Genomic DNA, 22,505 nt, shown 5'->3' with positions numbered 1-22,505 from the left:
ATGATCTCTCTATGCTGGTCGAATGAGCCCAGCGACGGCAGCATTGGTGCGAATCGACCACGACCTCGACGCGGTGACCACCGTCGGAGCCGAATCCGAGCCTGCCGCCACCGGACTCGATCGCGGGGCTGTCGACGCGATCTGGCAGTCGGTGCAGGACTGGTATCGCCTGGGCACCACGCCCGCCATTCAGGTGTGCCTGCGGCATCGCGGGCAGGTGGTGCTGAACCGGGCCATCGGGTACGGCTGGGGCAACGCGCCCAGGGATGCCGCCGACGCCGACAAGCGGCTGGTCACGCCCGATTCGCCGTTCTGCGGATTCTCCACGGCCAAGGGCGTTTCCGCGGCGCTGATGTTCATGCTCATCGAGCAGGGCGCGTTCGCGTTGACCGACCCGGTGAGCGCCTATGTTCCGGAGTTCTCCGGTCACGGCAAGGACCGCATCACCATCGGCGATGTGCTGTCGCATTCGGCCGGAGTCCCTTTCATCACCCCACCGCATCGCGGCTCGGACATGGTTCTGGATGAGGAGTTGGCGGTGCGCGGGCTGGCCGACCTCGAGCCGAGCTGGGCGCCGGGGCGATTCCGGGTGTATCACGCGCTCACCGGGGGTCTGATCCAGCGGCTGCTGGTCCAGCGGGCGACCGGGAAATCCATGCGCGAGCATCTGCGTGAGCAGGTGCTGGAGCCGCTCGGGTTCCGCTGGACCAATTTCGGGGTGCGGCCCGAGGATGTCGACGCGGTGGTGCCGAGCGTGAAGGTCGGGCCCGGGCCGTCCAAGATCTGGCGGCATGTCGCGGGGCGCGCGCTCGGCGGCGGGCTGTCCGGTCCCACCGACGAGGCTGCCGCGCGCGCGTTCCTCACCGCCGAACTGCCGTCCGGCAACCTCGTGACCACCGCGTTCGAGCTGTCGCGCTTCTACGAGATCCTCACCCGCGGCGGTGAACTCGACGGTGTGCGCATCATGCGTCCCGAAACCCTCGCCGCGGCAATCCAACCCGCGCCGTGGTTGCCGGGCATCGCAGGGCGGGTGTCCGTGGCCGGTTACGAGCTGGGGGCGCGCCGGTCCAAGTTCGGGCGCGACACCCAATCCCATTTCGGCCGCAGCGGACTGACCACCCAGTACGCCTGGTCCGATCGGGCCCGCTCGCTGTCCGGCGCGATCCTCACCAGCGGTAAGGCGCAGGCCGATCTCGCTCGTCCCACTCAGCTGGTCGCCCAGATCTCCACCCTCACCCAACCGTGAAATAGTGTTGTTTCGCATATCTGAATCGCGGTGGCAGGAGAAAAGGCTTGAGACACCTGCTGATTGCGGCTGTCGTCGCGCTGTGCGCCGGTGTCATCGGGACGGCCGCCGCGCAGGCTGATACCGGCCAGACCCGCTACTCGCTCGCGCACGGGTGCTTCGAGATCGACTCTCCGGCGGGACCACTGCAAGCGGACGCCGGGCCCTACCGGATGCAGCCGACCACTCTCGGTGAGTATCTGCTCTACGGCAGCCACGGCCAGTTCCTGGATGCGGCGAACGGGGCGATTCATCCCGCGCCGACTCCGTCGCCGACCGCCGAATGGCGGGTAGACGGTTCCGCCACAGACGGTTTCAGCCTCACCAACGCCGCGACCGGTACCACCACGGCTGCAGTGTTCACCCCGGCCAGCGGCTGCGCCGAATACCCGGAGGCCGCGGTCGAGGCGACCGGCACACCGGGGCCCAGCGTCGGCCCCGACGGTTCGGTCATCGGAACCATCGATGCCCACGTGCACGTGACCGCCTTCGAATTCCTCGGCGGCGACTTCCATTGCGGCCGCCCCTGGCATCCGTACGGGGTCGTCTTCGCGCTGCCCGACTGCGCGTCCTACCGCAACGGCACCAATGGGCTGATCGCCAACTTCCTGGATTACGGTGCGCCCGCGCACAACTCCGACACCGTCGGGTGGCCGAGCTTCCGGGACTGGCCACGGCCGTCCAAGCTGTCCACCGAGGGCACGTACTGGACCGGCATCCAGCGTGCTTGGCTGGCGGGTCTGCGCATGATGACCATCGACGTGGTCGACAACGAATCACTGTGCGCGATGATGACCGACCGCCGAAACCCCTGCGACGATATGGTTTCCGTTCGCACCCAGATCGCCGATCTGCACGCGCTGCAGGATTACATCGACGCCCAAACCGGAGGCCCCGGACTCGGCTTCTTCCGCATCGTCACCGATCCCGCCGAGGCGCGCCGGGTCGCATCCGCCGGGAAACTCGCGGTGGTCATCGGCATGGAACTGTCCGACCCGATGGGGTGCGGCGTGGTCCAGAATCGGCCGAAATGCGATGAGGCCGACGTGGATCGCTGGCTGATCGAACTCCGCAAGCTCGGCGTCACCAGCTTCTTTCCGGTGCACAAGTTCGATGATGCCTTCGGCGGCACCAAGATGGACGCCAACACCACCGGGTTGCTGGTCAATGTCGGCAATTACATGCAGACCGGGGCGTTCTGGAACATTCAGCCCTGCCCGGGCGCCGAGCACGACAACACCCAGTACTCGGTTCCGGGCATCGGCGACACCACGCAGTTCCTCAGCACGCTCAGCGCGCCGCTGATCGGCGGGGCTCCGCTGCCGTTCTATCCGGCCGGACCGCACTGTAATGCGCGGGGGCTCACCGATCTCGGGAAGTATCTGATCAACAAGATGATCGATCAGGGTTTCCTGATCGAGATCGACCACATGGATGAGGCGACCGCCGATCAGGCACTCAGCATCATCGAGAGTCGTCACTACCCGGGCGTGCTGTCCTCGCACGGTTGGGATTCCACCCGCACCACCCAACGGGTGTATGCCGCAGGCGGTTTCGTCACGCCCTACGCGGGCAGCCCGGCCGCGTTCGTGCAGAAGTGGCGCGACGCGCACGCCATGCCGAAATCGGTGCCCGATGTCGGGTTCGGCTACGGCTCAGATATGAACGGACTCGGTGCGCAGGGTGCGCCCATCGGCAGCACGGTGGTGCAATATCCCTTCAAGTCCATCGACGGCGGTGTCACCTTCGACAAGGAACGCTGGGGCGACCGAACTTTCGATATCAACACCGACGGTGTCGCCAGCTACGGCACCTACGCCGACTGGCTGGAGGCTGTTCGCATCCTCGGCGGTCCGGACCTGACTTCCGACATGATGCACGGCGCGGAAAGCTACCTGCGCCTCTGGCAACAAGTCCGCTCCTGACAGGAGCAACTCGCTCGCCATTGTGGCGCCGTACATCTGCCGTACAGAAATACCGCCCAGTCTGTCTGCGGCAATTTCAGTGTGCGAGAAGTGGGTAGATCATGGTGGTCGGACGAGTCCGTTCGACATGGGGTGCGCTGCGCCGGAGTCGATTCGTCGGGTTCGCAGCGCTTCTGGTGATGGCGACCGGTATCGGGATGTGCATCGGATCGGGGACCGCGGGGCTGGCCGGCGGCGGGCCCTCGACAGCGGCACAGGAGAAGGGGATGGCGGTGGGGCGGCCGCTCGCCGATCCGCCCGAGGAGAACGAGCGGACCCTCACGCTCGACGCCGCGCGCGGACGCGTCGACGTGGGTGGGGCGAAGGTGCTGGCGGAGACCTACAACGGCCGGTTCGCCGCGCCGACGCTGCACGCCAAACCCGGTGAGACGCTGACCTTGACGCTGGTCAATCACCTTCCGGTGGCGACGAATCTGCACTTCCACGGCCTGCACGTGTCACCGACGGGGGACAGCGACGACCCGTTCGTCTGCGTGCCGCCCGGGGCCACGCACGTGTACCGGCTCGCCATTCCGGCGAATCACCCGGATGGCACCTACTGGTATCACAGCCATGCCATGGGCACCTCCTGCCCGGATCATGACGATGCGATGTCTGCGATGTTCATGCCCGGCGATGTCGAGAACCAGATCTTCGACGGTCTGTCCGGTGCGCTGATCATCGGCGACAATCGCGACCGGCTGCCCGAGGGACTGCGCCACATCAAGGCGCACACCCTGGTGCTCAAGGATGTTCAGCTGGCGAAGAACGACAAGATCGTCCAGAGCGACAAGAAGACCTCCATCGACTCCAACGCCGAGACCGTGCGCCTGGTGAACGGGCAGCTGCGCCCGGTGCTGACCATGCGGCCGGGCGAGACCCAGCTGTGGCGATTCGTCAATGCCGGGGCGGATATCTTCTACAACCTCACCGTGGCGGGCTTCCATTTCTCGTTCATCGGCGAGGACGGCATTCCGGTCACGCAGGTGACGTCCGGCGACAATGCGCTGCTGCCGCCGGGCAAACGGTACGACGTGCTGCTCACCGCGCCCGCTCATGCGGGTACGGCATGGCTGGACACGATGGCGTACAGCAATGGGCCGCAAGGTGATTCGTATCCCGAGGTCAAGCTGCTCCGCGTCGATATTGCCGGTGAGGCCGAACACGCCGCTCCCACGCTACCGACCAGCATGCCCGGTGCGCAGCCGGACCTGACCGGTGCGTCGATCGCTCAGCAGCGGTCCCTACAGTTGTCCGAGGACTCGGCGGGCACCTCGTTTTTCCTGAACGACAAGCAATTCGCGATGGGCAGTTCGGTATTCGCGACCCCGGCGCGCCTGGGCACCGTCGAGGAATGGACGCTGACCAACACCGCGGGTGAGGATCATCCGTTCCATCTGCACACCACGTCGTTCCAGGTGATGTCGATCAATGATGCGGCGCAGCCGTATACGCATCGCCAGGACATCGTGCTGGTGCCGCACGCGGTGAACGGCGTCCCCGGCAAGGTGACGATCCGGATCCCGTTCGACGACTTCGCCGGACGCTGGATGTTCCACTGCCACATCGCCGCCCACGAGGACAACGGCATGATGAGCTACATCGACGTCCAGCGGTAGCCTCGGGCCCGGTCGTGGTTCTCAGCTCTTGCCCAGCCGGGTGCGGGCGGCTGCGAACCACGCCTGGGTGCCGACCAGGCCCGAGGCGATCTCCTTGCGTGCGCCTTGGAATCCGTACAGGTCTCCCGCGAACCGGGTGAGGATGGAGCCTTCGGGTTCCTCGAGCTCTTCGAGGACAGCGGTGTCACCGAGCAGATAGGCGACGGCCGCTTGCTCGCCCGGCGTCCACTCCTCGCGGTAAGGGTCCCAACCGTGCTCCCGGACCGCGCGGGCACGCTCGAGCAACTCCGTCTGCAAGGCATCGCGTTCAGCGTCGGTGGGTTGCCGCGGCTTGAGATGGTCCCAGCTGACGGGAGAGGTATCGGACATGGTGTGAGTATCCGCCACCGGCCCCGCGGCAACCGCCGGCGGCCGACCTACAACTCCGGTGTCGCGCGCACGGACCGCAATCGGTGCAGCTCGGCGGTGCCCTCCAGCAGAGCGAGGGAGCGGGTTTCGATGCTCGCGTCCCGCACCGCCAGGCGCTCGAGCACATCGTTCCAGCGGCGCGTGTCGCGGAACTCGGCCATGAGGATGCCCAAGGCCGGGATGCCGTATCCGGCGCGCCGCAATTGGTGCACGATCCGGGCATCGCGGACGTCGGCAGGGGAGTAGGTGCGCTCGTCCCTGACCTGTGTCCGGCCCGGCGTCACCAATCCGGTTGCGTCCCAATGCCGCAGCGTCGAGGGTCGGACCCCGAGCGCCTCGCTGAGCTCGGAGATCGTCATCGCATCCGACCCCCGGACATCGGCGATCGGTTCCTCGTTGATGTGCCGCGCCGCCTTCCGCGTAGCCTCCAAATCGCGCCGCTCGGTATCGAGTCCCGCATGCGCGCCATCCAACAGCGCAAGCATGCTCGTCGGCGCATCCCGATGAGCCGCCCGCACAATGCCCTTGGCCTCAACCGGACCAACCGCAGCCGCCAGCGCCCGGTAGGCCCGAGCCGAGACCACATGAATCTCCCCGTAGGCCCGGTACCCGGCCGCACTCCGCGCCGCAGCAGGCAACACCCCATCCCGTTCCAGATTTCGAATCTGCTGCACCGAATACCCCGCCAACTCGGCGACAGCAGCCGTTCGCAGCAGACCCGACTTGAGACTTCTGGCCACCCGACCTCCCATATCAGTCGGCAACTCTCCACAAGCACTTCAAGTTCACGATAGAACTCATGGAAATCGAAGAACTCATCGACTACATCGAAAACCTGGGAGGAGTCCTCACTCTGTCCCCTGGCCCCGGCAGCCCCTTCCCGGAAATCGCCTGGGGCGACCACTTCTTCTACTACGCCCCAGACGGCCAAACCCCCACCCGAACCCAACCCTTCGCCACCATCGTCACCAAGAACTACCCCGACGACACCACCTCCGACCTGAACCACCCCCAGACCTTCCGCCTCAACATCAGCGCAGGCCGGGAGGCATTCATCGCCACCCTCGGCTACCCACCCCGCGACACTTCGTCCCACCCCGCCAACGCCGCCCAACGCGACACCCTGATCGCCCACCCGATCTACGCCACCGCAGGTTGGCTGGCCGTAGTGAACCCCGCCACCACGACCGATCACGCCGTACAGGAGCTCTTGACCACCGCCCACGATCGCGCCCGAACGTCCTACCTCCGCCAAGCCGACTGACCGACCCCACCTCTCAGACGGTGATCTCGGCGACCGGGTCGTGAATCCGCATGACCAGCGCTCCGACCACCGCCGGGGCTGCCGTCAAATCCCCCTCGATCCGCAGTTCGCCCTTCGCCGTAGCAATCTCGCGTCGCCGCGCAGCCGCCGCGATGACATCCACGTCACCGTTCCAGATCTGCCGAGAAAGCCCGTGATGCACGGCGTAATCGGCAATCACTCGCAGATCAGCGAACTCAACCGACCCGCCCCCGACTTCGAGTTGCTCGCCACGGATCCGAAGGAACCAACTGAGCGTCCCACCAACCGTGTTGGCGCGACCGACCGGTGGATCCGTCAGGTCCTCACAGATGCAATAGTCGACACCTTCGAGATCCTGACCATCGATCAATCCCGCGATAATCACCCCCACAGCCTCGATCCAGTCCCGACTCCCGTACTCGAACTTGTTGGCAGCTCCCATCTTTCGAATGCTTCCACGCCCACCCCTGCCGGTCTTGCGGTGTTTTGCGTGGATCAGTGCCTGGTTGCTGTGAAGACTTCCAAGCGCACCGGTTCGTGGAGGCCGTCAGGCTCGAGGCGACGCAGCGTGGTGGTGACCTCTTGCTCGAAGTCGGCGCGGCGGTCGCCGAGGATGCGCCGTAGGGGGAGCGAGGTGGAGTAGAGGTAGCCGATTACCTGTTCGGTTGTCCATTGGCGGGTGAACTCGTAGATAGATCGATTTACTTGGGAGAAGGGCGAATTTGCCAGGATGTGGTCGTGATGGTGGTGGTCGGCGGGGGTGTCGAGGCGGCCCGGTAGGGGGTCGGCGGGGATCAGTTCTGGTGGGAGGTAGCGGTGTTGGAGGTCTTCGATGGACTGTTGCCAGGGTGTGGTCGGGCGGATCAGGCAGCTGTCGTTGGCGAGGACGATGACGCCGTTCGGTTCGACCATGGTGTCCAGAGACAGCAGGACTTGCTCGCGATCCATCCAGTGGAATGAGCGGCCCATGGTGACCATGCGGAAACGGCCGAACTCGCCGGGGAGATCGGTGGAACCGGCTTGCAGCCAGGCGACATTGGTAACCCCGGCTGCCGCCGCGCGTCCTGCGGCCTCGGTGAGCATTCCGGGTTCGGGGTCGAGGCCGACCACTTCGGCGACGTGGGCTGCCAGCGGGATCGCCAATTGGCCGGTGCCGCAGGCCAGGTCGAGGAGTCTGCCGGTGCCGTCGAGTTGGAATCGGTCGACGAGATCGTCGATGAGAGCTTGCGGGTAGTCCGGCCGATAGCGGGCGTAGTGCCATGCGGTGCCTTCGAAGAGTCCACCGGTGTGCGCGGGAGAATCGTTCACCTGCAACGGATATCACGCCGCGGCAGTCGCTTCCGGCCGGAAGCGCTGGCACCTTCGGCCACCTTTGTGGCTCGAATTGCCCCATCCGCCGCACGCCCCGGACTCGTAGGGTCTGCAGTGTTCTCGCCCGAATCTGAATGATCAGGATTGCCGCATGTCCCTGAACCCCGTCATGCTCGGCGTTCGCTTCCTCCTCGAACTGACCGCCGTAGTGTCCTTCGGCATCCTAGGCTGGCGAGCCTTCGACACCCCTTGGCGCTTCCTCCTCGTAGTCATCCTCCCCATCGCCATAGCCGCACTCTGGGGCACCTTCGCCGTCCCCGGCGACCCCAGCCGCAACGGCGAAGCCACCGTGCCAGTCCCAGGCATCATCCGCCTCGTCGTAGAGGTCCTGGTCCTCGGCGGCGGCGCACTAGCCCTGTGGGGAGCCGAACTCCCTACGGCCGCCTTGATATCCGCCATCATCCTGGTGGCCTACCAGGCCCTCGCCTACGACCGCATCGGCTGGCTACTCGCCCACTGACCTTGCCCTGCAGGCTAGGCGGGGAGGCGGACGGGCATTAGTACGTAGGTGAAGCCGCGCTGGTCTGGGTCGTCGGTGGTAGCGCGGAGGGTGGCGGCTTTGGTGGGGCCGTTGAGGGCTAGCCCTAGCGAATCGGAGTGGGTGGCCGTTATGCCTTCGTGGAGGCAGCGGGGGTTGAAGGCGGTGGTTACCGGGGTGCCGGTGAAGTCGCAGGGCAGGGTTTCCTCGGCTTTGCCTTCGTTGCCGCCGCCGGCTGTGAGGCGGGTTTTGGTTGGGGTGAAGGACAGTTCGATTTGGGTGCCGCGGGGGGAGAGGAGTGAGACTCGTTTGATGGCGGCGATGAGATCGGCGCTCGCGAGGTGGGCGGTGGCGGTGCGACGGTCTTCGAGGTAGCGCTGGTAGGGGGCGTAGGGCAGGTCGAGGGTGCGGAGGGTGTGGTGTTGGGCGGGGGTGGTGAGACCCAGGATGGTTTGGGTTGCGGTGGCTGCGAGGTTGATTCGGGGGCCGGTGAGGGTTTTCGCGGTTTCGGCGAGGGCGCGGGCCGGTACCAGTAGGCGGGTGGGTTGGTCGTCGGTGGGAGTGGTTGGTTGCCAGTCGAGGTCGCGGATGGCTATGCGGAAGCGGTCGGTGGTGACCAATCTCAGGAATGTGGGGTGGAATTCGAGGTTGACGCCGGTCAGCATGGGGAGGGTGTCGTCGCGGCCGGCGGCGACTACCACTTGGTTGACGGCGTCGCGGAGCTCCGCGCAGTCCAGGCTGCCTACCGTTGGTGGTGGTGTTGGGAGCTCCGGATAGTCCTCGACGGCCATGAGCGGCAGATCGAATCGTGATTGTCCGCAAACGATTTCGAGCCGGTCCGTGGTGGCTGCCAATTCAACCGGATGCGGCGGCAGCGCTCGTGCGATCTCGGTCAGCAAGCGGCCCGAGACCAGGACCGTCCCCGGCTCGCTGACCTCGGCACCACCGATGCGGGCCTGCGAGGACATTTCATGGTCGAACGCCGCGACCGATGCCGAATCCGGTTCCGCGCGTAGGAGAATCCCCGCCAGCACGGGCATCGACGGACGGCGTGGAACCGCCGGTCCCACCGCGGATAGTGCCTCGGCCAGGCGCTCGCGTTCGATACGAAGCTTCATCTGTTGTCTTCCTCATCGATCGTCCGATATTCCAGGCGTCGGTGCAGCGCACTGGCCCGCGCATGGGCGGCCTGCTTGGACCGGTGCCCGAACGCCTCGGCAATCCAGCTCCAACTGTTGCCGTGTTCGCTCGCGGCTCGCATCAACTCCAATTCCAGCCGATCCAGCTCGGTTCGCGCCGCCGTCAACTGCACGACCGCCGCATAGATCACGCGATGTGGCAACTCGATTCCGTCATTGCTGCCCAGTCGGTCCAGCACCGCCCGGACGGCGGCAGCCGGATTCGCCTGCGCTGCATCACGTGACGCAGGGGAGGTGGTACTCAACCACTCGGCGAGCAGTGCTGCGTCCGGCCCTTCGGGGTCTGCCATGCCTCGAACTCTATCGCATCGTCAAAAATGTTTTGACGATGCAAGGGCCCTGATCGAGCCCTTGACAGTTAGTGACCGATCGGTTGCAATGTTGCTGTGAGCTACGACACGATCATCAAGGGCGGCCGCTGGTTCGATGGCGCCGGATCTCCTTCGGCCATACGCAATCTCGGATTGCGCGGTGATCGCGTCGTCGCGGTGTCCGCGCAGCCGCTCGACGAAACCGAGTGCCCGAACATCATCGATGCCGCAGGCAAATGGGTGATGCCGGGCATGATCGACATTCACACCCACTACGACATCGAGGTGCTTCAGGCCCCGGGGCTGACCGAGTCTGTGCGGCACGGGATCACGACGGTGATCCTCGGATCGTGTTCGCTGTCCACGGTGCATGCCGAAGCCGAGGATGCCGGGGACCTGTTCGGCCGGGTCGAGGCGATTCCCCGCGAGCACGTGATCGAGGCGGTTCGAGCCAAGAGCTGGAAGTCCGCCCGCGAGTACGTCGCCGCGCTCGAAGACCTGCCGTTGGGCCCGAATCTGGCCGCGATGATCGGGCATTCGGATATCCGGACCGCGCTCATGGGCCTGGATCGGGCCACCCGCAAGGAGGTCAAGCCGACCGTCGACGAACAGGCGGCGATGGAGGCCGCGCTCACCGAGGCGCTCGACGCCGGATTCGTGGGGATGTCAGCACAGCAGCTGCTCTTCGACAAACTCGACGGCGAGGTCGCTCGATCGCGAACCCTGCCCTCGACCTACGCGAATGCGCGAGAACGGCGGCGGCTCAACGCGATTCTGCGACGACGCGGGCGCGTCCTACAGGGCGGACCCGACGTCACCTCGCCGCGCAGTATCGCCGCCATGACCTTCAGCAGCGTCGGACTCTTCCGGCGACGGTTGAAGACGACGCTGATCTCGGCGGCCGACCTCAAGGCGAATCCGCTGCTGGTGCACCTGATGGGGGCCATCACCCGGGTGGTCAACGGCCTGGGCGGCGACTTCCGCTGGCAGCATCTCCCGATCCCGTTCGAGGTGTACGCCGACGGCATCGATCTGGTCATCTTCGAGGAATTCGGCTCCGGCGCAGCCGCTCTCCACCTCGCAGATCAGGTGGCGCGCAATGCACTCATGAGTGACGAGTCCTACCGCCGCCGCTTCCGCAAGGACTACGACAACAAGTTCGGGATCCGGGTGTGGCACCGCGATTTCTTCGACGCCGAGATCGTCGGCTGTCCCGATTCAACCGTCATCGGCAAGACCTTCGGCCAGGTGGGCGCCGACCGCGGTGGCCTGCACCCGGTGGACGCGTTCCTCGATCTGGTCGTGGAGCACGGCGCGAAACTGCGCTGGCGCACCACGATCTCGAACCATCGGCCCGCCATGCTCAACAAGCTCAGCGCCCATCCCGGTGTGCAACTGGGGTTCTCCGACGCGGGCGCGCACCTGCGCAACATGGCCTTCTACAACTTCGGCCTGCGCTTCCTACAGCGGGTCAAGCAGGCCGACGAATCCGGGAATCCATTCCTCACCATGGAACAGGCGGTGCGACGGGTGACCGGCGAACTCGCCGACTGGTATGGCCTGGACGCCGGATACCTGCGCGAAGGCGACCGGGCCGACCTGCTCATTGTCGATCCGGACGGCCTGGACGATTCCCTACAGGCGTACGCCGAGTGCCCCGTGCCGACCTACGGCGGCCTGCCACGTATGGTCAATCGCAATGACGAAGCCGTCTCGGCCGTATTCGTCGGTGGCCAGTACGTCTTCGGCGACGGTGTGCCCGCCGAGATCCTGGGCGCCGGACGCACCGGCCGATTCCTGCGAGCTGGAGGGTAATTGACGACCGCGCGACGGACACAGGCCGAACGCCGCGCCGCCACCACGGCCAAACTCATCGAGGCCACCATCGAGGCCATCGCCGAGATCGGCTACCACAATGCTTCGCTCGGCGAGATCAGCAGTCGCGCAGGGGTTTCCAAGGGCGCCATTTTCCGCCACTTCGACTCCCGCACCGATCTGGTCATCGCCGCCGCGGACGAGGTCCGCCGCCGCCATCTGGCAGCCACGGCGGAACTCCGCCTCTCCGAGCACCCGACGCAGCCGGTCGACCTGGAGGCGGTGATGCGCCTGGTGCGCCGCGAGATTCGCGACACCATCAATACGGTCTGGTTCGAATTGCTGGTGGCCGCCCGCACCGAACCCGAACTGCGCTCGCGCCTGGCGCCCGTGCTTCGCGACATGATGCGCGAAGTCGAAGACCTCGCCATCACCGTCCTCGGCCCCGACGTAGCCCCGGACTCCGCCCGCCTCATTGTCACTTCCCTGATCCACATGTTCGACGGCGAGGCGATCATCCGCCACATCTACCCGCGCCCCGAACTCGAGGAGGCGCGCATTGAACAGGTCGCAACGGCCTTCCGCCAGTTGACGATCGGCCCATAGCTGCTACCAGGGGACCAGGCCGTCGCGGTTGACGAACGAGCCGGAGGCGGCATCGATCTTCAGCAGGGCGGCCTCGATGATGGGCTCCGCACCCTGGGCAGCGGTGAGCGGCGCCTGCGCGCGGTTGATGGGGGAGAAGTCGGTCTGTACGAATCCCGGATCGACGGAGAAGACCTTGATATCGGTGTCCGCGAGCACCTTCGACAACGTGATGGTCAGGCTGTTGAGGGCCGCCTTGGAGGCTTGATAGGCGGGGATCACCATATCCGCCGGATCTGCTTGCGACTGGAGAGTCAGCGATCCCACGAACGACGACACATTGACGATCCGCCCCGAGTCACTCCGCCGAAGCAACGGCAGCAATCCCTCCACGGTATGGAACACCCCAATCACATTGGTATCCAACGTCCGCCGCACCGACTCCGGATGCGCAAACTCACTGCGCCCCGGCGCCTCCCACTCCGCGGCGATCCCCGCATTGTTCACCAGCACATCCAACCGCCCATGATCCCGCGCAATGACGTCGGCGAGCCGCTGCACCGATTCGAACGAAGTGACATCGAGCTCGTACCCCCGCGCATCAACCCCGCGCTCACCCAACCCCCGTGCCGCAATCTCCGCCGCCTCCCGTGACCGCCCCGTCACGATGACCGTGTACCCCGCCAACCCCAACGCCAGCGCCGTCTCGTACCCGATCCCCCGAGTCGACCCCGTCACCACCGCAATCTCCGCCACACCAATTCCTCTCCGAACACCACGTCTCGAAAAACCTTCCCCCCGAGCATGTCGGCCAGGCTCTCGGAGCACCGGCGGGAAACAGACCTGGCATTGCGAAGGGCGTCAACGCCTGCCACCATCGGCTCTCATGATTGGCAGAATCGAGCTCTCCACCGCGCGTTGAACGCGTTCACCGGCTCGGCCCAGCCCAGCCGAAAGACCACCTTCTACAACCACGCGCTCGCCCTTGCCCGCAGTCACCCGGGCATTCCACTGCCTCGTGATGGCGAACCCTATCCGGACGCCGACCGCCGACGTACTCGTTCGAGGGGCGGCGACAGATCCGATTTCCAGGGCACCCGCACGAGCCGCCTCATCGATGAATTTTTCTGCGCGCCAGCAGAACACCGCGACATCGCCCAACTCTGTCGCAACGTCATCGCATACGACATCGAGAGTGCCCTGTGGCCATCGATGGCGGAGGCGATCAGCCGCGCCGACCCTGACCAAGTACGCGAGCTCGGCCGCCATCTCACCCGCACCAGCACCGACAGGAACCCGACGGTGCTCGGCATGGCGATGCTCGCGGTCGTCGGCACCGAAGCAGATGTCGCACTGATTCAAACGATCGGTCTACTGTCCGACACCTTCGGACTGCTCGCTGCCCAGGCCCTTGCCCGACTTCCCGACGCGCCAACCAATCTCATCTGGCTCGCCGACCGCACCGCGGGCTGGGGCCGTGTGTATCTCGTCTACTACCTTTGCGCGCTCGGTGATCCCGCAGCCGATCCGTGGCTTCTCCGAAAGGCCTGCGACGGGCACCACCTCAACGGCGAATTCGCCTACAAGGTCGCCTGCGCAGCACGGCGGTCGCCGATGAGGCCGGAGAGGCCGGTGCCCAGCTCGCGGTTTATGTGCGTGGCAGGCAGGTCGTCGATCTGTGGTTTGGCAACGAGGTCAGCGGCGACACCCTGACCGGCGTCTACTCCTGCACCAAGGGCGCGGCCACCTTGGTAGTGGCGTTGCTGGTGCAGGAGGGAGCGCTGGATCTGGACGAGCCCATCGCGGCGTGCTGGGCAGAGTTCGCCGCCGCCGGGAAGAACGGAATCACCGTCCGCGATGTTCTCACCCATCGTTCCGGTGTTATCGGCGTCGACGGCGGGTTCACCGCGGACGAACTCGCCGACGATGCGGTGATCGCCGCTCGCGTGGCCAGTCAGCGCCCGTACTGGAAGCCCGGTTCGGCCATCGGGTACAGCGGGTTCGTCGAATTCGCGATCGTGGCCGAGGTGGTCCGCAGGTACACCGGACGTTCACTGCAAGACATCTATGACGAGCGCATCCGATCCCCCTACGGGCTCGACCTCTACCTCGGGCTACCCGAAGCCGAGGAGTCCCGCTTCCGGGAGATCGAGCCGGGGCTGGCCAGTCCCGACGAGCTCGCCGCGCTCTGGTCGGGTGGTCCCGGGCCGCACAGCCTCACCGGAATCGGTTACGCCCTCAACTCGAACCCACCCCTCGATCAAGTGGCCTTCGCCAACACCCGACGGGTCCGGGCGCTCGGTCCGGCCTCCGCCGGCGGCGTCGGCAACGCTCGTGGACTCGCCGGCCTCTACACCGCCGCGGTATACGGCCTCAACGGACAACCGCCGCTGCTGAAACCCGACACCCGCGGTGAATTCACCATGCTCCACTCCACCGGCTTCGATCTCGTTGTCGGACAGGACAAGCACTACGCCCTCGGGTTCCAGGCCAAAGGCCCGCAATATCCGTTCCTCAGCGCCCGCGCATTCGGCCACAACGGGTCCGCGGGCTCGGAAGCCTTCGCCGACCCACACAGCGGCATCACCTTCGGCTACGCCCGCCGCCGATTCTCCTCCACCTGGTCCTACCCCGAACACCACCGCCTCGCCGCCGCAGTCCACGATGCGACCGCTCTCATGAATTGAGAAGGGGTGCCTAGTTTTTGAGGGGTTTCGTCATGGTTTCGTTGCGTTGGTGGTGACCAAACGTAAACGTAATGTGAACGACGAAAATGAGGAGGGGATCTGATCCTGACCGCCGATAACGTTCACTTATCGGGGGTCAGGCTCAGATCGATTGATTTGGGGCGGTTGAGGTTTCGTTTCGTGTTGTTGCGTTGGAAATGACGAAACCAACGCTACGATTCATCGGTGTCGAGCATCTGCAACTACCCGGGCTGTACGAAACCGATTACTCGTGCCGGGGGGCCGGGGCGGCCGTCGGAATACTGTGAGCATCCGGATCACACGCGGTGGAGGGCGTGGCGGGAGCGGCAAAGGCAGCAACAGGCGGAGGGGGAAACCTCGGTCGCGAACGTCACTGTGACGCAACAGGGTCCGGTGACCGTGGCCCGGCTACGGGCGGATGAACTGCTTGGACAGTTTCGGGCGCTGACCGATCAGCTGGGTAACACGCTGACCGCTGCGGTGGCCGAGTTGTCCACGCTGGCCGATCCGGCGGTGGCGGAAGCGCAGGTCCAGGCGGTGCAGGCGGATGCTGCGCGGCGGATCGCCGAGGCGGAGATGGCTACCGTGGCCGCCGAGCAGAAGCGGCGGGAGGCCGAGGAGGCCAGGGCGGCAGCCGAATCGGCGGCTGAGGATGCCGCATTGGCTGCCGAGGAGGCGGAGGCGCGGATCGCCGAGGCGCTCACCGCCCGTGATGATGCGCTCAAAGAGGTTGAGCACGTAACCAAGCAGGCTGCCGACGATGTGTTCGCCGCCCGCGCCGAGGCGGAGGCTGAAATCCGCACGCTGCGCAGGGAAGCCGCGGACGATGTCGAGCGTGCCCGGCAACAGGCCGCCGAGGATATCGAAATGGCTCGGGCCAAAGCGGCCGCAGAGATCGAACAGGTCCGGCGCGACTCGGGGCAGCGCATCACCGCCGCGGGCGCGGAACGTGACCTCGCCGTCCAGCGCGCCGCCGATGCCGAGCGCGCCATCGAGCGTGCCGAAGCCGCAGTCGCGGAACGTAATCAGGTGGTCAGCGAAACCCGCGACGAGCTCAAGCAGGCGCGCACCGACCTGGATCGAGTCCGCACCGAGAGCGCCGAGGCGCGCCGCCAGGCCGCGGCGGATCTGGCCGACGTACGCAAGGATTCGACCATCGCGCTCGAAAAGTCGCGCCAGGAAGCGACCGAGCGCCTCGCCACGCTCGACGATGCCCGCGCTCAAACTCTTGCCCGCGCCGAACGCGCCGAACAGCAACTGGATGCGCTGCTCGCGCAACGCGCGACGACCGCCAAGGTGAGTAGCTGAGCGCTGTGGGCGTGCTCGGATCGATAAGTGTTCCTCCTCGATCGATAAGCGGCCCCCAGAACTAGGGGCGTCGACGCCGATGGCTTTCCCCCCGCCCGAGACCCTAGGGTTCCGACGGGGGGATGATCATTCCCCCTGAATTCGTGTCGACCGGTTCGGTTGTGATCCGGCGAAAGTTGTTGTGGTGCAGCCGATGAGTCGGGGCTGGGGCTGCACGCTCAGGAGGATTTGATGTCCGCTGTGGCGGAAGGGCGCGCGCGCCTGCAGGTAGCCGGTCGTGTCGCGGTGGCGCTGATGGTGCCCATTGTGGTGCTGGCGGCGGGCTGTTCGAGCGATTCGGGCAAGTCGAGCGTGACGCCGAAGGTCTCCGGCACCACCACGGTGGCGGCGACGACGAGTCCCGGCGCGTCCGTGACGAGTTCACCCGTGGCTCAGCCCGGCGGCGGCGGTAATCCGGGGTCGCAGCCGCAGCAGGGGGGGAAACTCGCAGGGTGGGAACAACCCTCAGCAACCGGGCCCGGCGGGGGATCAGCCCGCCCCCGCCCAGGATCCGGGCACGCCCGCTCCGGCCCCGGTGAAGTGCACCGACCAGATCAACTACGCCGGCGATCCGCGCTCGAACGCCGAGATCAACACTCTCGGTGATCAATTGGGGCACTGCCCGGACCCGATTCCGGCCCCCACGACGACGGTGGCCCCCACCACGACGACCAGCGTGGCACCGACGACCACCGACACCGGAACCCCGGTGCCGGTGACCACCACCCAAACCGCTTCTCCTGCACCGACGACCACCACCGTGGCACCCACGACCACCGTTGCCGCCCCGACCACGACCGCCGCGGCGGCCGGGACGAATTAGGCCCGATTCGTCACACCGGACGGCTGGCGGCGATCGCCGCGATGACCGAGGATTTCCTGGTGGATAGCGGTATCGTCGGTGGTGAAAGAGGGGTGTGTGCGACTTGAACATCAACGCCATGCGAGCGCGGCAGTCAAGGCCGAGTGTGGCACGCGTGTACAGCTATGTGCTCGGCGGGCGCGACAATTACGGAGTCGACAAGGATCTCGGCGACTACTTCATCGAGGATCTGCCAGGATCGGAGATGCTGGCCATCACCAACCGTGACGCGGTGCTGCGTGCCGCGCAGGTGATGGCCGAGTCGGGTATTCGCCAGATCATCGATATGGGCTGTGGCCTGCCGGCGAGCGTCAATGTGCATCAGGTGGTGCGGCAGTCGCATCCGGACGCTCGCGTCGTGTATGTCGACGATGATCCGTTCGTGGTGGCGCATGGTCGGGCATTACTCGCGGTGGACGAGTCGATTGTGGTGGTAGAGGCCGATATTCGTGATCCCGGCAGCATTGAGAAGCATGCCGACGTGCAGCGGCTGATCAACTTCGACGAACCGGTCGGCATCCTGTTCGGTATCACCCTCAGCTTCGTCAATGACGAAGAGGATCCGGCGAGCGTGGTCCAGTACTGGACTGACCGCATGCCCGCCGACAGCCAGGTCTATCTGTCGCATTTCCGTACCGGCAGCACCCGGCAGGCGATCGCGACCGCGAACAAGATCCTCGAAGCCTTCGGGCGCGGTCGTTTCCGCACCGATGCCGAAATCCTGTCCTGTTTCGGCACTCTCACCCTCGATCCGGAGGGTGTGCGGCCGTGTGCCCAATGGCATATCGGGCCCGCCGATCCCGACCAAGAAAAGCCCGACCTCACCGTCTGGGAAGAACTCGTAGTCGGCGGTCTGGCCCGCAAGCAGTAGTTCAGTACTGTCCCTGGTGATTGCGCAACGAGGTCGCGACGGCTGCGAAACCGTAGTCGAGCATCTCGGCCTCGTAGGCGCGCACCGAATCGAGCATCGGGGTCGCGGCGGTCAGGTGGGTGGCGAGCAGTCCCGCATCGTGGATCGCCACTCCGGCACTGATTCCGGCCGGTGGCATGGGGTGGGCGGCATCGCCGACCAGTGTCACCGGCACCGTCGGCCACGTGCGCGGACGCTGCGAAGTCTGGATGGCGGCGGGCACCGTATAGGCGGGATCGCCGCGGCGGATCAGCTCGCCGATCGTGGGATGCCAATCCGACACCGATTCCGCCGCCAACTCGAGGAGTTCCTGCGCGTCGAGGTCGAAGACGTTGGGGCCGTGGTCGGAGTTCGGTACGGTGAGCCCCCACATCACGTAGTCGTCCGCCGCGGGTAGCCCGAATTCGACCGGGTCACGGCGAAACAGCTGCGCGGCCAGGGCGAGCTGACGGCCGTCGCCGCCGATGACGCCGAGGAACCCGCCGAGCGCCGGAGGCGGGGTCAGCTCGCGGACCGCCTCGGACAGGGGAGTGCGGCCATAGGTCAGCCGCTTGTCGAGCACCGTGACCGGCAGATCCGGGAGAAGCTGGCGGCGCACAACGGAATTCGCGCCGTCGGTGGCGACCAGCAGATCGCCTTCGTCGGTGGAACCGTCGGTGAAATGTACCCGCACGCGTCCGTCATCGAGCAGTTCGTAGCGGGCGACCGCAGCGTCGAACCGGGTCACGTCCATCAGATCGCGCAACATGATCGCGCGCAGGGTGAGCCGATCGACGGTGATACCCGCGGCCTCCGGCGGAACCGGAATCTCGGTGTAGTTCAACAGATCCGGCCCCACCATGGTGACCCCGCCCTTGACCTCGCAGGCGGTCGCGGTGGCCTGCGCGTAGGCGTCGGCGGGCAGCCAGCGGCGCAGTGCCGCGTCCCCGTCGCCGTTGATGTGGATGCGATACCCCTGCGCCCGGGCGTCGAGGGCGACATCCCGCTCGAACAGCCGCACCTTGTGGCCGCTGGCGAGCAGACCGTGTGCAAGGCAGGGTCCGGCCAGGCCGGCACCGATGATCAGAACTCGCATAATCAATCCTTTTAACTCGAAACTATCTCAGTTGAGATTATCTTATGCGCTAGAATCGGGGAATGGAAGAGCGTCCCGTCGACCCGAATACCCTTGGCACACTGCTGTATCGCGCCCACCAGCTCGCGCGCGCCGCAGCTAACCGGGCCGCCCGCCCCTCGGGCATCGAGTTGCAGCACGCCGGCGTGCTCGCCACCGTCGCCGACGGAAAAGTCCGCAGCCAGCGCGAATTGGGCGATGCCCTGGGCATCGACAAGTCCACCCTGGTCCGCATCGTCGACGACCTGGAGAACCGGGAACTGGTCACCCGCCGCCGCATGCCCCACGACCGCCGCGCCTACGAGGTCGTGATCACCGAGTCCGGTCAGCGCCGGTTACACGAGGCGAGTGGCTACTTCCGCGATGCGGTGGGTGACCTGCTGCAAGTCCTCGATGATCGCCAGCAACTCCAACTGCAAACCCTGCTGACCATTTTCGTCGATCAGGCGACGCGGTAGCGCTCGGCGACAGTGGTGAACGCCGCCTTGGGTTCCCAGGTCAGGTCCGGGTAGGTGGTGCCGCCGCGATCGTCGAACGTCTCAACGCACCAGATGAACTCACCGCCCCGGTACTCGCGGCGGCTGTAGCAGCGGCTATCCGCGTCGCACTGGAACAATGGCTCCAGCCGACCGGCTCCCGCTAGACCGCGTCCCCTGCGCCGACATCGGCGCACTTTTCATCCTGCTCGAACGACCCTCCGGCGATGGCGATCGCACCGACGACCACACCGCCGCGCCGGATCAGCCGGGCGGCCCCGCCCGCCACTATGGGCGTTCCGGCTGCATCGATGATCTGAGCGAACGCCGCGGGGTAAGCCTCCTGTACGCGCATCAGGTCACTGCCGTCGCGACGAAACAGTGCAACGGTGGAAGCTTTCGCCGGGGCGATGCGAGCCGACATGGGAGATGCGCCGTCCATGCGATCGAGAACCTGCAGGTGCCCGCCGTCGTCGACGATGGCGATCGTGACTGCCGCACCGAGTTCGATGGCGTGTTCGCGAACCCGGTCGCTGACCGCCCGGGCTTCGTCCAAAGTTAGTGCCATTGTTCTACCTTCATTATCTTGGCTCGACCAAGCTTGGTCCGCCCAAGAATAGCAAGGTTTCTTGGTCGCACCAAGAGTTTCGCTAGACTGTGCCCATGGAGATGGGCGAAGCACCGGCTCGCCTGCGCCGCAAACCGAGCTGGCTGCTCAACAAGGTTTCCGCGCGGGCACATCGGGTCATCGGAGAAACGATGACCGCTTCCGATGGGCACGCCCATCACTTCGCGATCCTTGCCGCGCTGGAAGAGTTCGGCCCGGACAGTCAGGTGCGGATCGGCCAACGGTGCGGAATCGACCAGAGTGACATGAACACGATGCTCAATGAGCTGACAGCACGAGGCCACGTCGAGCGCACCCCGGACCCCGGCGACCGCCGACGCAACCGGATCACCCTGACCGCCGCCGGGCGACGACGGCTCGAAGAGCTGGACACGACTCTCACCGCGGTTCAACACGACATCCTGCGCGCCTTGTCGGCCGACGAGCGTGACACGCTCACCCGGCTGCTCACCCGCATCCTCGGGTAGGCGGGGTCTAACGGGGGTTTCGCCACATGGGCCAGAGGGGTGGGCCGCCCTGGGTCACGTCCAGGGTTCCGTTTTCTTCGAAGCCGAATCGCTCGTAGTACGGCACGTTGTCGGCCTTGCTGGATTCGAGGTACGCCGGGATGCCGTCGGCGTCGCAGCGCTCGAGCCTCGAATTGAGTAGGGCCTGGCCGTAGCCGTGGCCGCGGACGCCGGGCAGGGTACCGATGACGGCCAGGTACCAATGCGGTTCCCGGGGGTGGGCGGCCATCATGCCGTCGGCAAACCGTCCCGCGGTCAACAATCGGTGCCGAAAGGCCCGCACGAGCCCGGGCAATTGCCGGAAGGTGGCGGCATCGTCGGCGTGCCAGTGTCCCGGTGGTGCCCAAAGTGCTGCGCCCACAATAGAATTCGCGTCATTGCACACCACCTCCACCCCGCCGAGCGGGATGAAGTGGTGGCGGGCTTGGACGGTCCATAGGGTGGCGGTGCGCCGGGCGCGGGTGGCATCGTCGCGGATGAGCCACGAGACGATCGGATCATCGGCGAAGGCGATGCCCAAAACTCGTGCCAACTCGGGAACATCGGACATCTGCGCAGGGCGCACGGTGATCGCCATGCGCTCACCGTAGCGGTTCGGCTGCCTCCGCACCGGGCGCGGCGAGGTGCAATGCCGCATCGTGATCATGGGTGGGGACAACTCTCAGCACCCGCTGTGCGAGGTGCAGCCGATGCAGCGTCTTGAAGGTGAGTTCGCGGTCGTTGTCGACGAAAAGCCCTGGGAATCCAGCCTTCTGACGCACCTTCTCGACCTGCATCGCATGCCAGGCCGCATCGCCTGCCAGCAACACCCAGCCGCGCGCAGTGTGGGCGAGCACGCCGATGCTGCCGGGGGTGTGACCGGCGAGGTCGACGAGGACGACGCTGCCGTCGCCGAACAGATCACGACTGCGGGTGAAGGTGAGCACCGGCGGCCCGTCGAGGTCGTAGTCGACGATCGGTCGATCCACCAACGAATCCCGCACCCCGCCCACCGGAGACACCGGACCGCCCAGGACCCACTGTCTTTCGACGCTGTGCAGGTGCACGGGCAGGCCGGGCAGATCGAGCAGCCCGCAGACATGATCCCAGTGCGCGTGGGTCGGCAGCGCGAAATCCAGTGCGGGCAGATCCTTCTCGGCGCGCAACGCGGTGATGGTCGGGATGGTGTCGGCGGGCGGGCGCACGGCCGGTCGGAGCAGGCCCGGCAGCTGGGCGATGGCGCGATGCTCGGCGTCGAGGCAGAAGCTCGGATCGACGATGAAGGTGGCCTCGGGGTGCCGCACCACGAACGAGGTCAGTGAGCTGCCGATGCGCCGCGGCGTGAAGACACCCTCCACGACCGCCGCGGTCGGTACCGAGCGCGGCGTCTGCGCCAGCGCTCGCACCTCCACCGTGCGCTCCGGCACCGGCAGCCCGGCGTCGGTGATCGATCGCAGAAACCGCTGGTCGATGGGCCGAGGCCGCAGCGCACCGGCGACGGAACTGGTTACAGCCGCGCAGCATTGGATGAGGCTGGGATTGCGTACTGGATCTGACATGCCCGTACGCTAATACTTAAGGTCGACATGAAGTAAAGACCTCCGATGGTTTTAGGGGTCAAGCCGCAGCGCGTGTCGGCGGTGTGTCGGGTAGTA

26 protein-coding genes are annotated in these 22,505 nt (G+C 66.1%); 14 read left to right on the top strand and 12 right to left on the bottom strand.

The features are described 5' to 3' along the window. Nucleotides 1-22 precede the first annotated feature (22 nt). From ACYVN4_RS42405 to ACYVN4_RS42395, 3 genes are all read left to right on the top strand, one after another. On the top strand, nucleotides 23-1,246 hold the full coding sequence (locus ACYVN4_RS42405) for a serine hydrolase domain-containing protein (protein ID WP_460729490.1): 1,224 nt from the start codon (nucleotides 23-25) through the stop codon (nucleotides 1,244-1,246). Nucleotides 1,247-1,293: 47 nt separating this feature from the next. Beyond that, a complete protein-coding gene (locus tag ACYVN4_RS42400; protein ID WP_460729488.1) occupies nucleotides 1,294-3,210 on the top strand; it encodes a peptidase in 1,917 nt (638 codons plus the stop codon). A gap of 266 nt (nucleotides 3,211-3,476) precedes the next feature. After that, entirely contained in the window at nucleotides 3,477-4,868 is a 1,392-nt protein-coding gene (locus ACYVN4_RS42395) for a multicopper oxidase family protein (protein WP_460729486.1), read from the top strand. Nucleotides 4,869-4,889: 21 nt separating this feature from the next. Here ACYVN4_RS42395 and ACYVN4_RS42390 read toward each other — a convergent pair whose 3' ends face one another. After that, the gene (locus ACYVN4_RS42390) at nucleotides 4,890-5,237 is read right to left on the bottom strand and encodes a hypothetical protein (protein ID WP_460729484.1); all 348 of its coding nucleotides are present in this window, start codon (nucleotides 5,235-5,237) and stop codon (nucleotides 4,890-4,892) included. Nucleotides 5,238-5,284: 47 nt separating this feature from the next. After that, nucleotides 5,285-6,016 carry a MerR family transcriptional regulator gene (locus ACYVN4_RS42385; RefSeq protein ID WP_460729482.1) on the bottom strand — a complete coding sequence of 244 codons (732 nt, stop codon included), beginning with the start codon at nucleotides 6,014-6,016 and terminating at the stop codon, nucleotides 5,285-5,287. Nucleotides 6,017-6,075: 59 nt separating this feature from the next. Here ACYVN4_RS42385 and ACYVN4_RS42380 point away from each other — a divergent pair, with 59 nt between their 5' ends. Next, complete coding sequence (locus tag ACYVN4_RS42380; protein WP_460729480.1) at nucleotides 6,076-6,540, top strand: DUF6194 family protein; 465 nt, start codon at nucleotides 6,076-6,078, stop codon at nucleotides 6,538-6,540. A 13-nt stretch (nucleotides 6,541-6,553) separates the two neighbouring features. Here ACYVN4_RS42380 and ACYVN4_RS42375 read toward each other — a convergent pair whose 3' ends face one another. Next, on the bottom strand, nucleotides 6,554-7,003 hold the full coding sequence (locus ACYVN4_RS42375) for a hypothetical protein (protein ID WP_460729478.1): 450 nt from the start codon (nucleotides 7,001-7,003) through the stop codon (nucleotides 6,554-6,556). 53 nt (nucleotides 7,004-7,056) lie between these two features. Beyond that, nucleotides 7,057-7,869: a class I SAM-dependent methyltransferase gene (locus ACYVN4_RS42370; protein ID WP_460729477.1), complete on the bottom strand. Its 813-nt coding sequence runs from the start codon at nucleotides 7,867-7,869 to the stop codon at nucleotides 7,057-7,059. Nucleotides 7,870-8,023: 154 nt separating this feature from the next. Between ACYVN4_RS42370 and ACYVN4_RS42365 the strand changes: the two genes are divergently transcribed. Next, on the top strand, nucleotides 8,024-8,392 hold the full coding sequence (locus ACYVN4_RS42365) for a YrdB family protein (protein WP_460729475.1): 369 nt from the start codon (nucleotides 8,024-8,026) through the stop codon (nucleotides 8,390-8,392). Between the two features lie 14 nt (nucleotides 8,393-8,406). On the opposite strand, the gene dnaN is transcribed toward ACYVN4_RS42365, so the two are convergent. Together dnaN and ACYVN4_RS42355 are read right to left on the bottom strand one after the other, a co-directional pair. Further along, nucleotides 8,407-9,528 carry a DNA polymerase III subunit beta gene (dnaN, locus tag ACYVN4_RS42360; protein ID WP_460729473.1) on the bottom strand — a complete coding sequence of 374 codons (1,122 nt, stop codon included), beginning with the start codon at nucleotides 9,526-9,528 and terminating at the stop codon, nucleotides 8,407-8,409. Continuing rightward, nucleotides 9,525-9,899 (bottom strand): hypothetical protein, encoded by a 375-nt coding sequence (locus ACYVN4_RS42355; protein WP_460729471.1) that lies wholly within the window; start codon nucleotides 9,897-9,899, stop codon nucleotides 9,525-9,527. Before ACYVN4_RS42355 ends, dnaN begins: the two co-directional genes overlap by 4 nt. 96 nt (nucleotides 9,900-9,995) lie before the next feature. On the opposite strand from ACYVN4_RS42355, the gene ACYVN4_RS42350 reads away from it, so the two are divergent. Together ACYVN4_RS42350 and ACYVN4_RS42345 are read left to right on the top strand one after the other, a co-directional pair. Continuing rightward, on the top strand, nucleotides 9,996-11,735 hold the full coding sequence (locus ACYVN4_RS42350; protein ID WP_460729469.1) for an N-acyl-D-amino-acid deacylase family protein: 1,740 nt from the start codon (nucleotides 9,996-9,998) through the stop codon (nucleotides 11,733-11,735). After that, nucleotides 11,736-12,341 carry a TetR/AcrR family transcriptional regulator gene (locus ACYVN4_RS42345; RefSeq protein WP_460729467.1) on the top strand — a complete coding sequence of 202 codons (606 nt, stop codon included), beginning with the start codon at nucleotides 11,736-11,738 and terminating at the stop codon, nucleotides 12,339-12,341. Between the two features lie 3 nt (nucleotides 12,342-12,344). Here the strand turns inward: ACYVN4_RS42345 and ACYVN4_RS42340 are convergent, their stop codons facing one another. Next, entirely contained in the window at nucleotides 12,345-13,076 is a 732-nt protein-coding gene (locus ACYVN4_RS42340) for an SDR family NAD(P)-dependent oxidoreductase (protein WP_460729465.1), read from the bottom strand. A 162-nt stretch (nucleotides 13,077-13,238) separates the two neighbouring features. Between ACYVN4_RS42340 and ACYVN4_RS42335 the strand changes: the two genes are divergently transcribed. From ACYVN4_RS42335 to ACYVN4_RS42315, 5 genes are all read left to right on the top strand, one after another. Next, entirely contained in the window at nucleotides 13,239-14,033 is a 795-nt protein-coding gene (locus ACYVN4_RS42335) for a hypothetical protein (RefSeq protein WP_460729463.1), read from the top strand. Next, nucleotides 13,973-15,007, top strand: coding sequence for a serine hydrolase domain-containing protein (locus tag ACYVN4_RS42330; RefSeq protein WP_460729461.1), 1,035 nt, complete (start codon nucleotides 13,973-13,975; stop codon nucleotides 15,005-15,007). Before ACYVN4_RS42335 ends, ACYVN4_RS42330 begins: the two co-directional genes overlap by 61 nt. 414 nt (nucleotides 15,008-15,421) lie before the next feature. After that, nucleotides 15,422-16,336 (top strand): hypothetical protein, encoded by a 915-nt coding sequence (locus tag ACYVN4_RS42325; RefSeq protein WP_460729459.1) that lies wholly within the window; start codon nucleotides 15,422-15,424, stop codon nucleotides 16,334-16,336. A 574-nt stretch (nucleotides 16,337-16,910) separates the two neighbouring features. Beyond that, nucleotides 16,911-17,198, top strand: a complete 288-nt coding sequence (locus ACYVN4_RS42320) for a hypothetical protein (protein ID WP_460729457.1) — start codon at nucleotides 16,911-16,913, stop codon at nucleotides 17,196-17,198. Between the two features lie 118 nt (nucleotides 17,199-17,316). Next, on the top strand, nucleotides 17,317-18,108 hold the full coding sequence (locus tag ACYVN4_RS42315; protein WP_460729456.1) for an SAM-dependent methyltransferase: 792 nt from the start codon (nucleotides 17,317-17,319) through the stop codon (nucleotides 18,106-18,108). A 1-nt stretch (nucleotide 18,109) separates the two neighbouring features. Here ACYVN4_RS42315 and ACYVN4_RS42310 read toward each other — a convergent pair whose 3' ends face one another. After that, on the bottom strand, nucleotides 18,110-19,222 hold the full coding sequence (locus tag ACYVN4_RS42310; RefSeq protein WP_460729454.1) for an FAD-dependent oxidoreductase: 1,113 nt from the start codon (nucleotides 19,220-19,222) through the stop codon (nucleotides 18,110-18,112). Nucleotides 19,223-19,284: 62 nt separating this feature from the next. On the opposite strand from ACYVN4_RS42310, the gene ACYVN4_RS42305 reads away from it, so the two are divergent. Then, entirely contained in the window at nucleotides 19,285-19,719 is a 435-nt protein-coding gene (locus tag ACYVN4_RS42305) for a MarR family winged helix-turn-helix transcriptional regulator (protein ID WP_460729452.1), read from the top strand. Here ACYVN4_RS42305 and ACYVN4_RS42300 read toward each other — a convergent pair. Further along, nucleotides 19,704-19,877: a hypothetical protein gene (locus ACYVN4_RS42300; RefSeq protein ID WP_460729450.1), complete on the bottom strand. Its 174-nt coding sequence runs from the start codon at nucleotides 19,875-19,877 to the stop codon at nucleotides 19,704-19,706. The genes ACYVN4_RS42305 and ACYVN4_RS42300 overlap by 16 nt on opposite strands. Before the next feature lie 23 nt (nucleotides 19,878-19,900). Further along, a complete protein-coding gene (locus ACYVN4_RS42295) occupies nucleotides 19,901-20,293 on the bottom strand; it encodes a GlcG/HbpS family heme-binding protein (protein WP_460729448.1) in 393 nt (130 codons plus the stop codon). 107 nt (nucleotides 20,294-20,400) lie between these two features. On the opposite strand from ACYVN4_RS42295, the gene ACYVN4_RS42290 reads away from it, so the two are divergent. Beyond that, nucleotides 20,401-20,832, top strand: a complete 432-nt coding sequence (locus ACYVN4_RS42290; protein WP_460729446.1) for a MarR family winged helix-turn-helix transcriptional regulator — start codon at nucleotides 20,401-20,403, stop codon at nucleotides 20,830-20,832. Between the two features lie 7 nt (nucleotides 20,833-20,839). Here the strand turns inward: ACYVN4_RS42290 and ACYVN4_RS42285 are convergent, their stop codons facing one another. Both ACYVN4_RS42285 and ACYVN4_RS42280 read right to left on the bottom strand, forming a co-directional pair. Further along, complete coding sequence (locus tag ACYVN4_RS42285; protein WP_460729444.1) at nucleotides 20,840-21,448, bottom strand: GNAT family N-acetyltransferase; 609 nt, start codon at nucleotides 21,446-21,448, stop codon at nucleotides 20,840-20,842. 4 nt (nucleotides 21,449-21,452) lie between these two features. Then, nucleotides 21,453-22,409 (bottom strand): MBL fold metallo-hydrolase, encoded by a 957-nt coding sequence (locus ACYVN4_RS42280; RefSeq protein ID WP_460729442.1) that lies wholly within the window; start codon nucleotides 22,407-22,409, stop codon nucleotides 21,453-21,455. Nucleotides 22,410-22,505 lie beyond the last annotated feature (96 nt).

Source organism: Nocardia heshunensis (assembly GCF_054782115.1).
The sequence above is the reverse complement of the archived record's forward strand: the minus strand, read 5'-3'. Positions and strand labels throughout refer to the sequence as shown.

Coding starts and splice junctions, on each gene's coding strand:
- ACYVN4_RS42280 (WP_460729442.1), bottom strand. CDS start 22,409: ATGTCAGATCCAGTACGCAATCCCAGCCTCATCCAATGCTGCGCGGCT.
- ACYVN4_RS42405 (WP_460729490.1), top strand. CDS start 23: ATGAGCCCAGCGACGGCAGCATTGGTGCGAATCGACCACGACCTCGAC.
- ACYVN4_RS42290 (WP_460729446.1), top strand. CDS start 20,401: ATGGAGATGGGCGAAGCACCGGCTCGCCTGCGCCGCAAACCGAGCTGG.
- ACYVN4_RS42285 (WP_460729444.1), bottom strand. CDS start 21,448: ATGGCGATCACCGTGCGCCCTGCGCAGATGTCCGATGTTCCCGAGTTG.
- ACYVN4_RS42390 (WP_460729484.1), bottom strand. CDS start 5,237: ATGTCCGATACCTCTCCCGTCAGCTGGGACCATCTCAAGCCGCGGCAA.
- dnaN (WP_460729473.1), bottom strand. CDS start 9,528: ATGAAGCTTCGTATCGAACGCGAGCGCCTGGCCGAGGCACTATCCGCG.
- ACYVN4_RS42395 (WP_460729486.1), top strand. CDS start 3,477: ATGGCGGTGGGGCGGCCGCTCGCCGATCCGCCCGAGGAGAACGAGCGG.
- ACYVN4_RS42365 (WP_460729475.1), top strand. CDS start 8,024: ATGTCCCTGAACCCCGTCATGCTCGGCGTTCGCTTCCTCCTCGAACTG.
- ACYVN4_RS42375 (WP_460729478.1), bottom strand. CDS start 7,003: ATGGGAGCTGCCAACAAGTTCGAGTACGGGAGTCGGGACTGGATCGAG.
- ACYVN4_RS42305 (WP_460729452.1), top strand. CDS start 19,285: ATGGAAGAGCGTCCCGTCGACCCGAATACCCTTGGCACACTGCTGTAT.
- ACYVN4_RS42310 (WP_460729454.1), bottom strand. CDS start 19,222: ATGCGAGTTCTGATCATCGGTGCCGGCCTGGCCGGACCCTGCCTTGCA.
- ACYVN4_RS42355 (WP_460729471.1), bottom strand. CDS start 9,899: ATGGCAGACCCCGAAGGGCCGGACGCAGCACTGCTCGCCGAGTGGTTG.
- ACYVN4_RS42380 (WP_460729480.1), top strand. CDS start 6,076: ATGGAAATCGAAGAACTCATCGACTACATCGAAAACCTGGGAGGAGTC.
- ACYVN4_RS42315 (WP_460729456.1), top strand. CDS start 17,317: ATGCGAGCGCGGCAGTCAAGGCCGAGTGTGGCACGCGTGTACAGCTAT.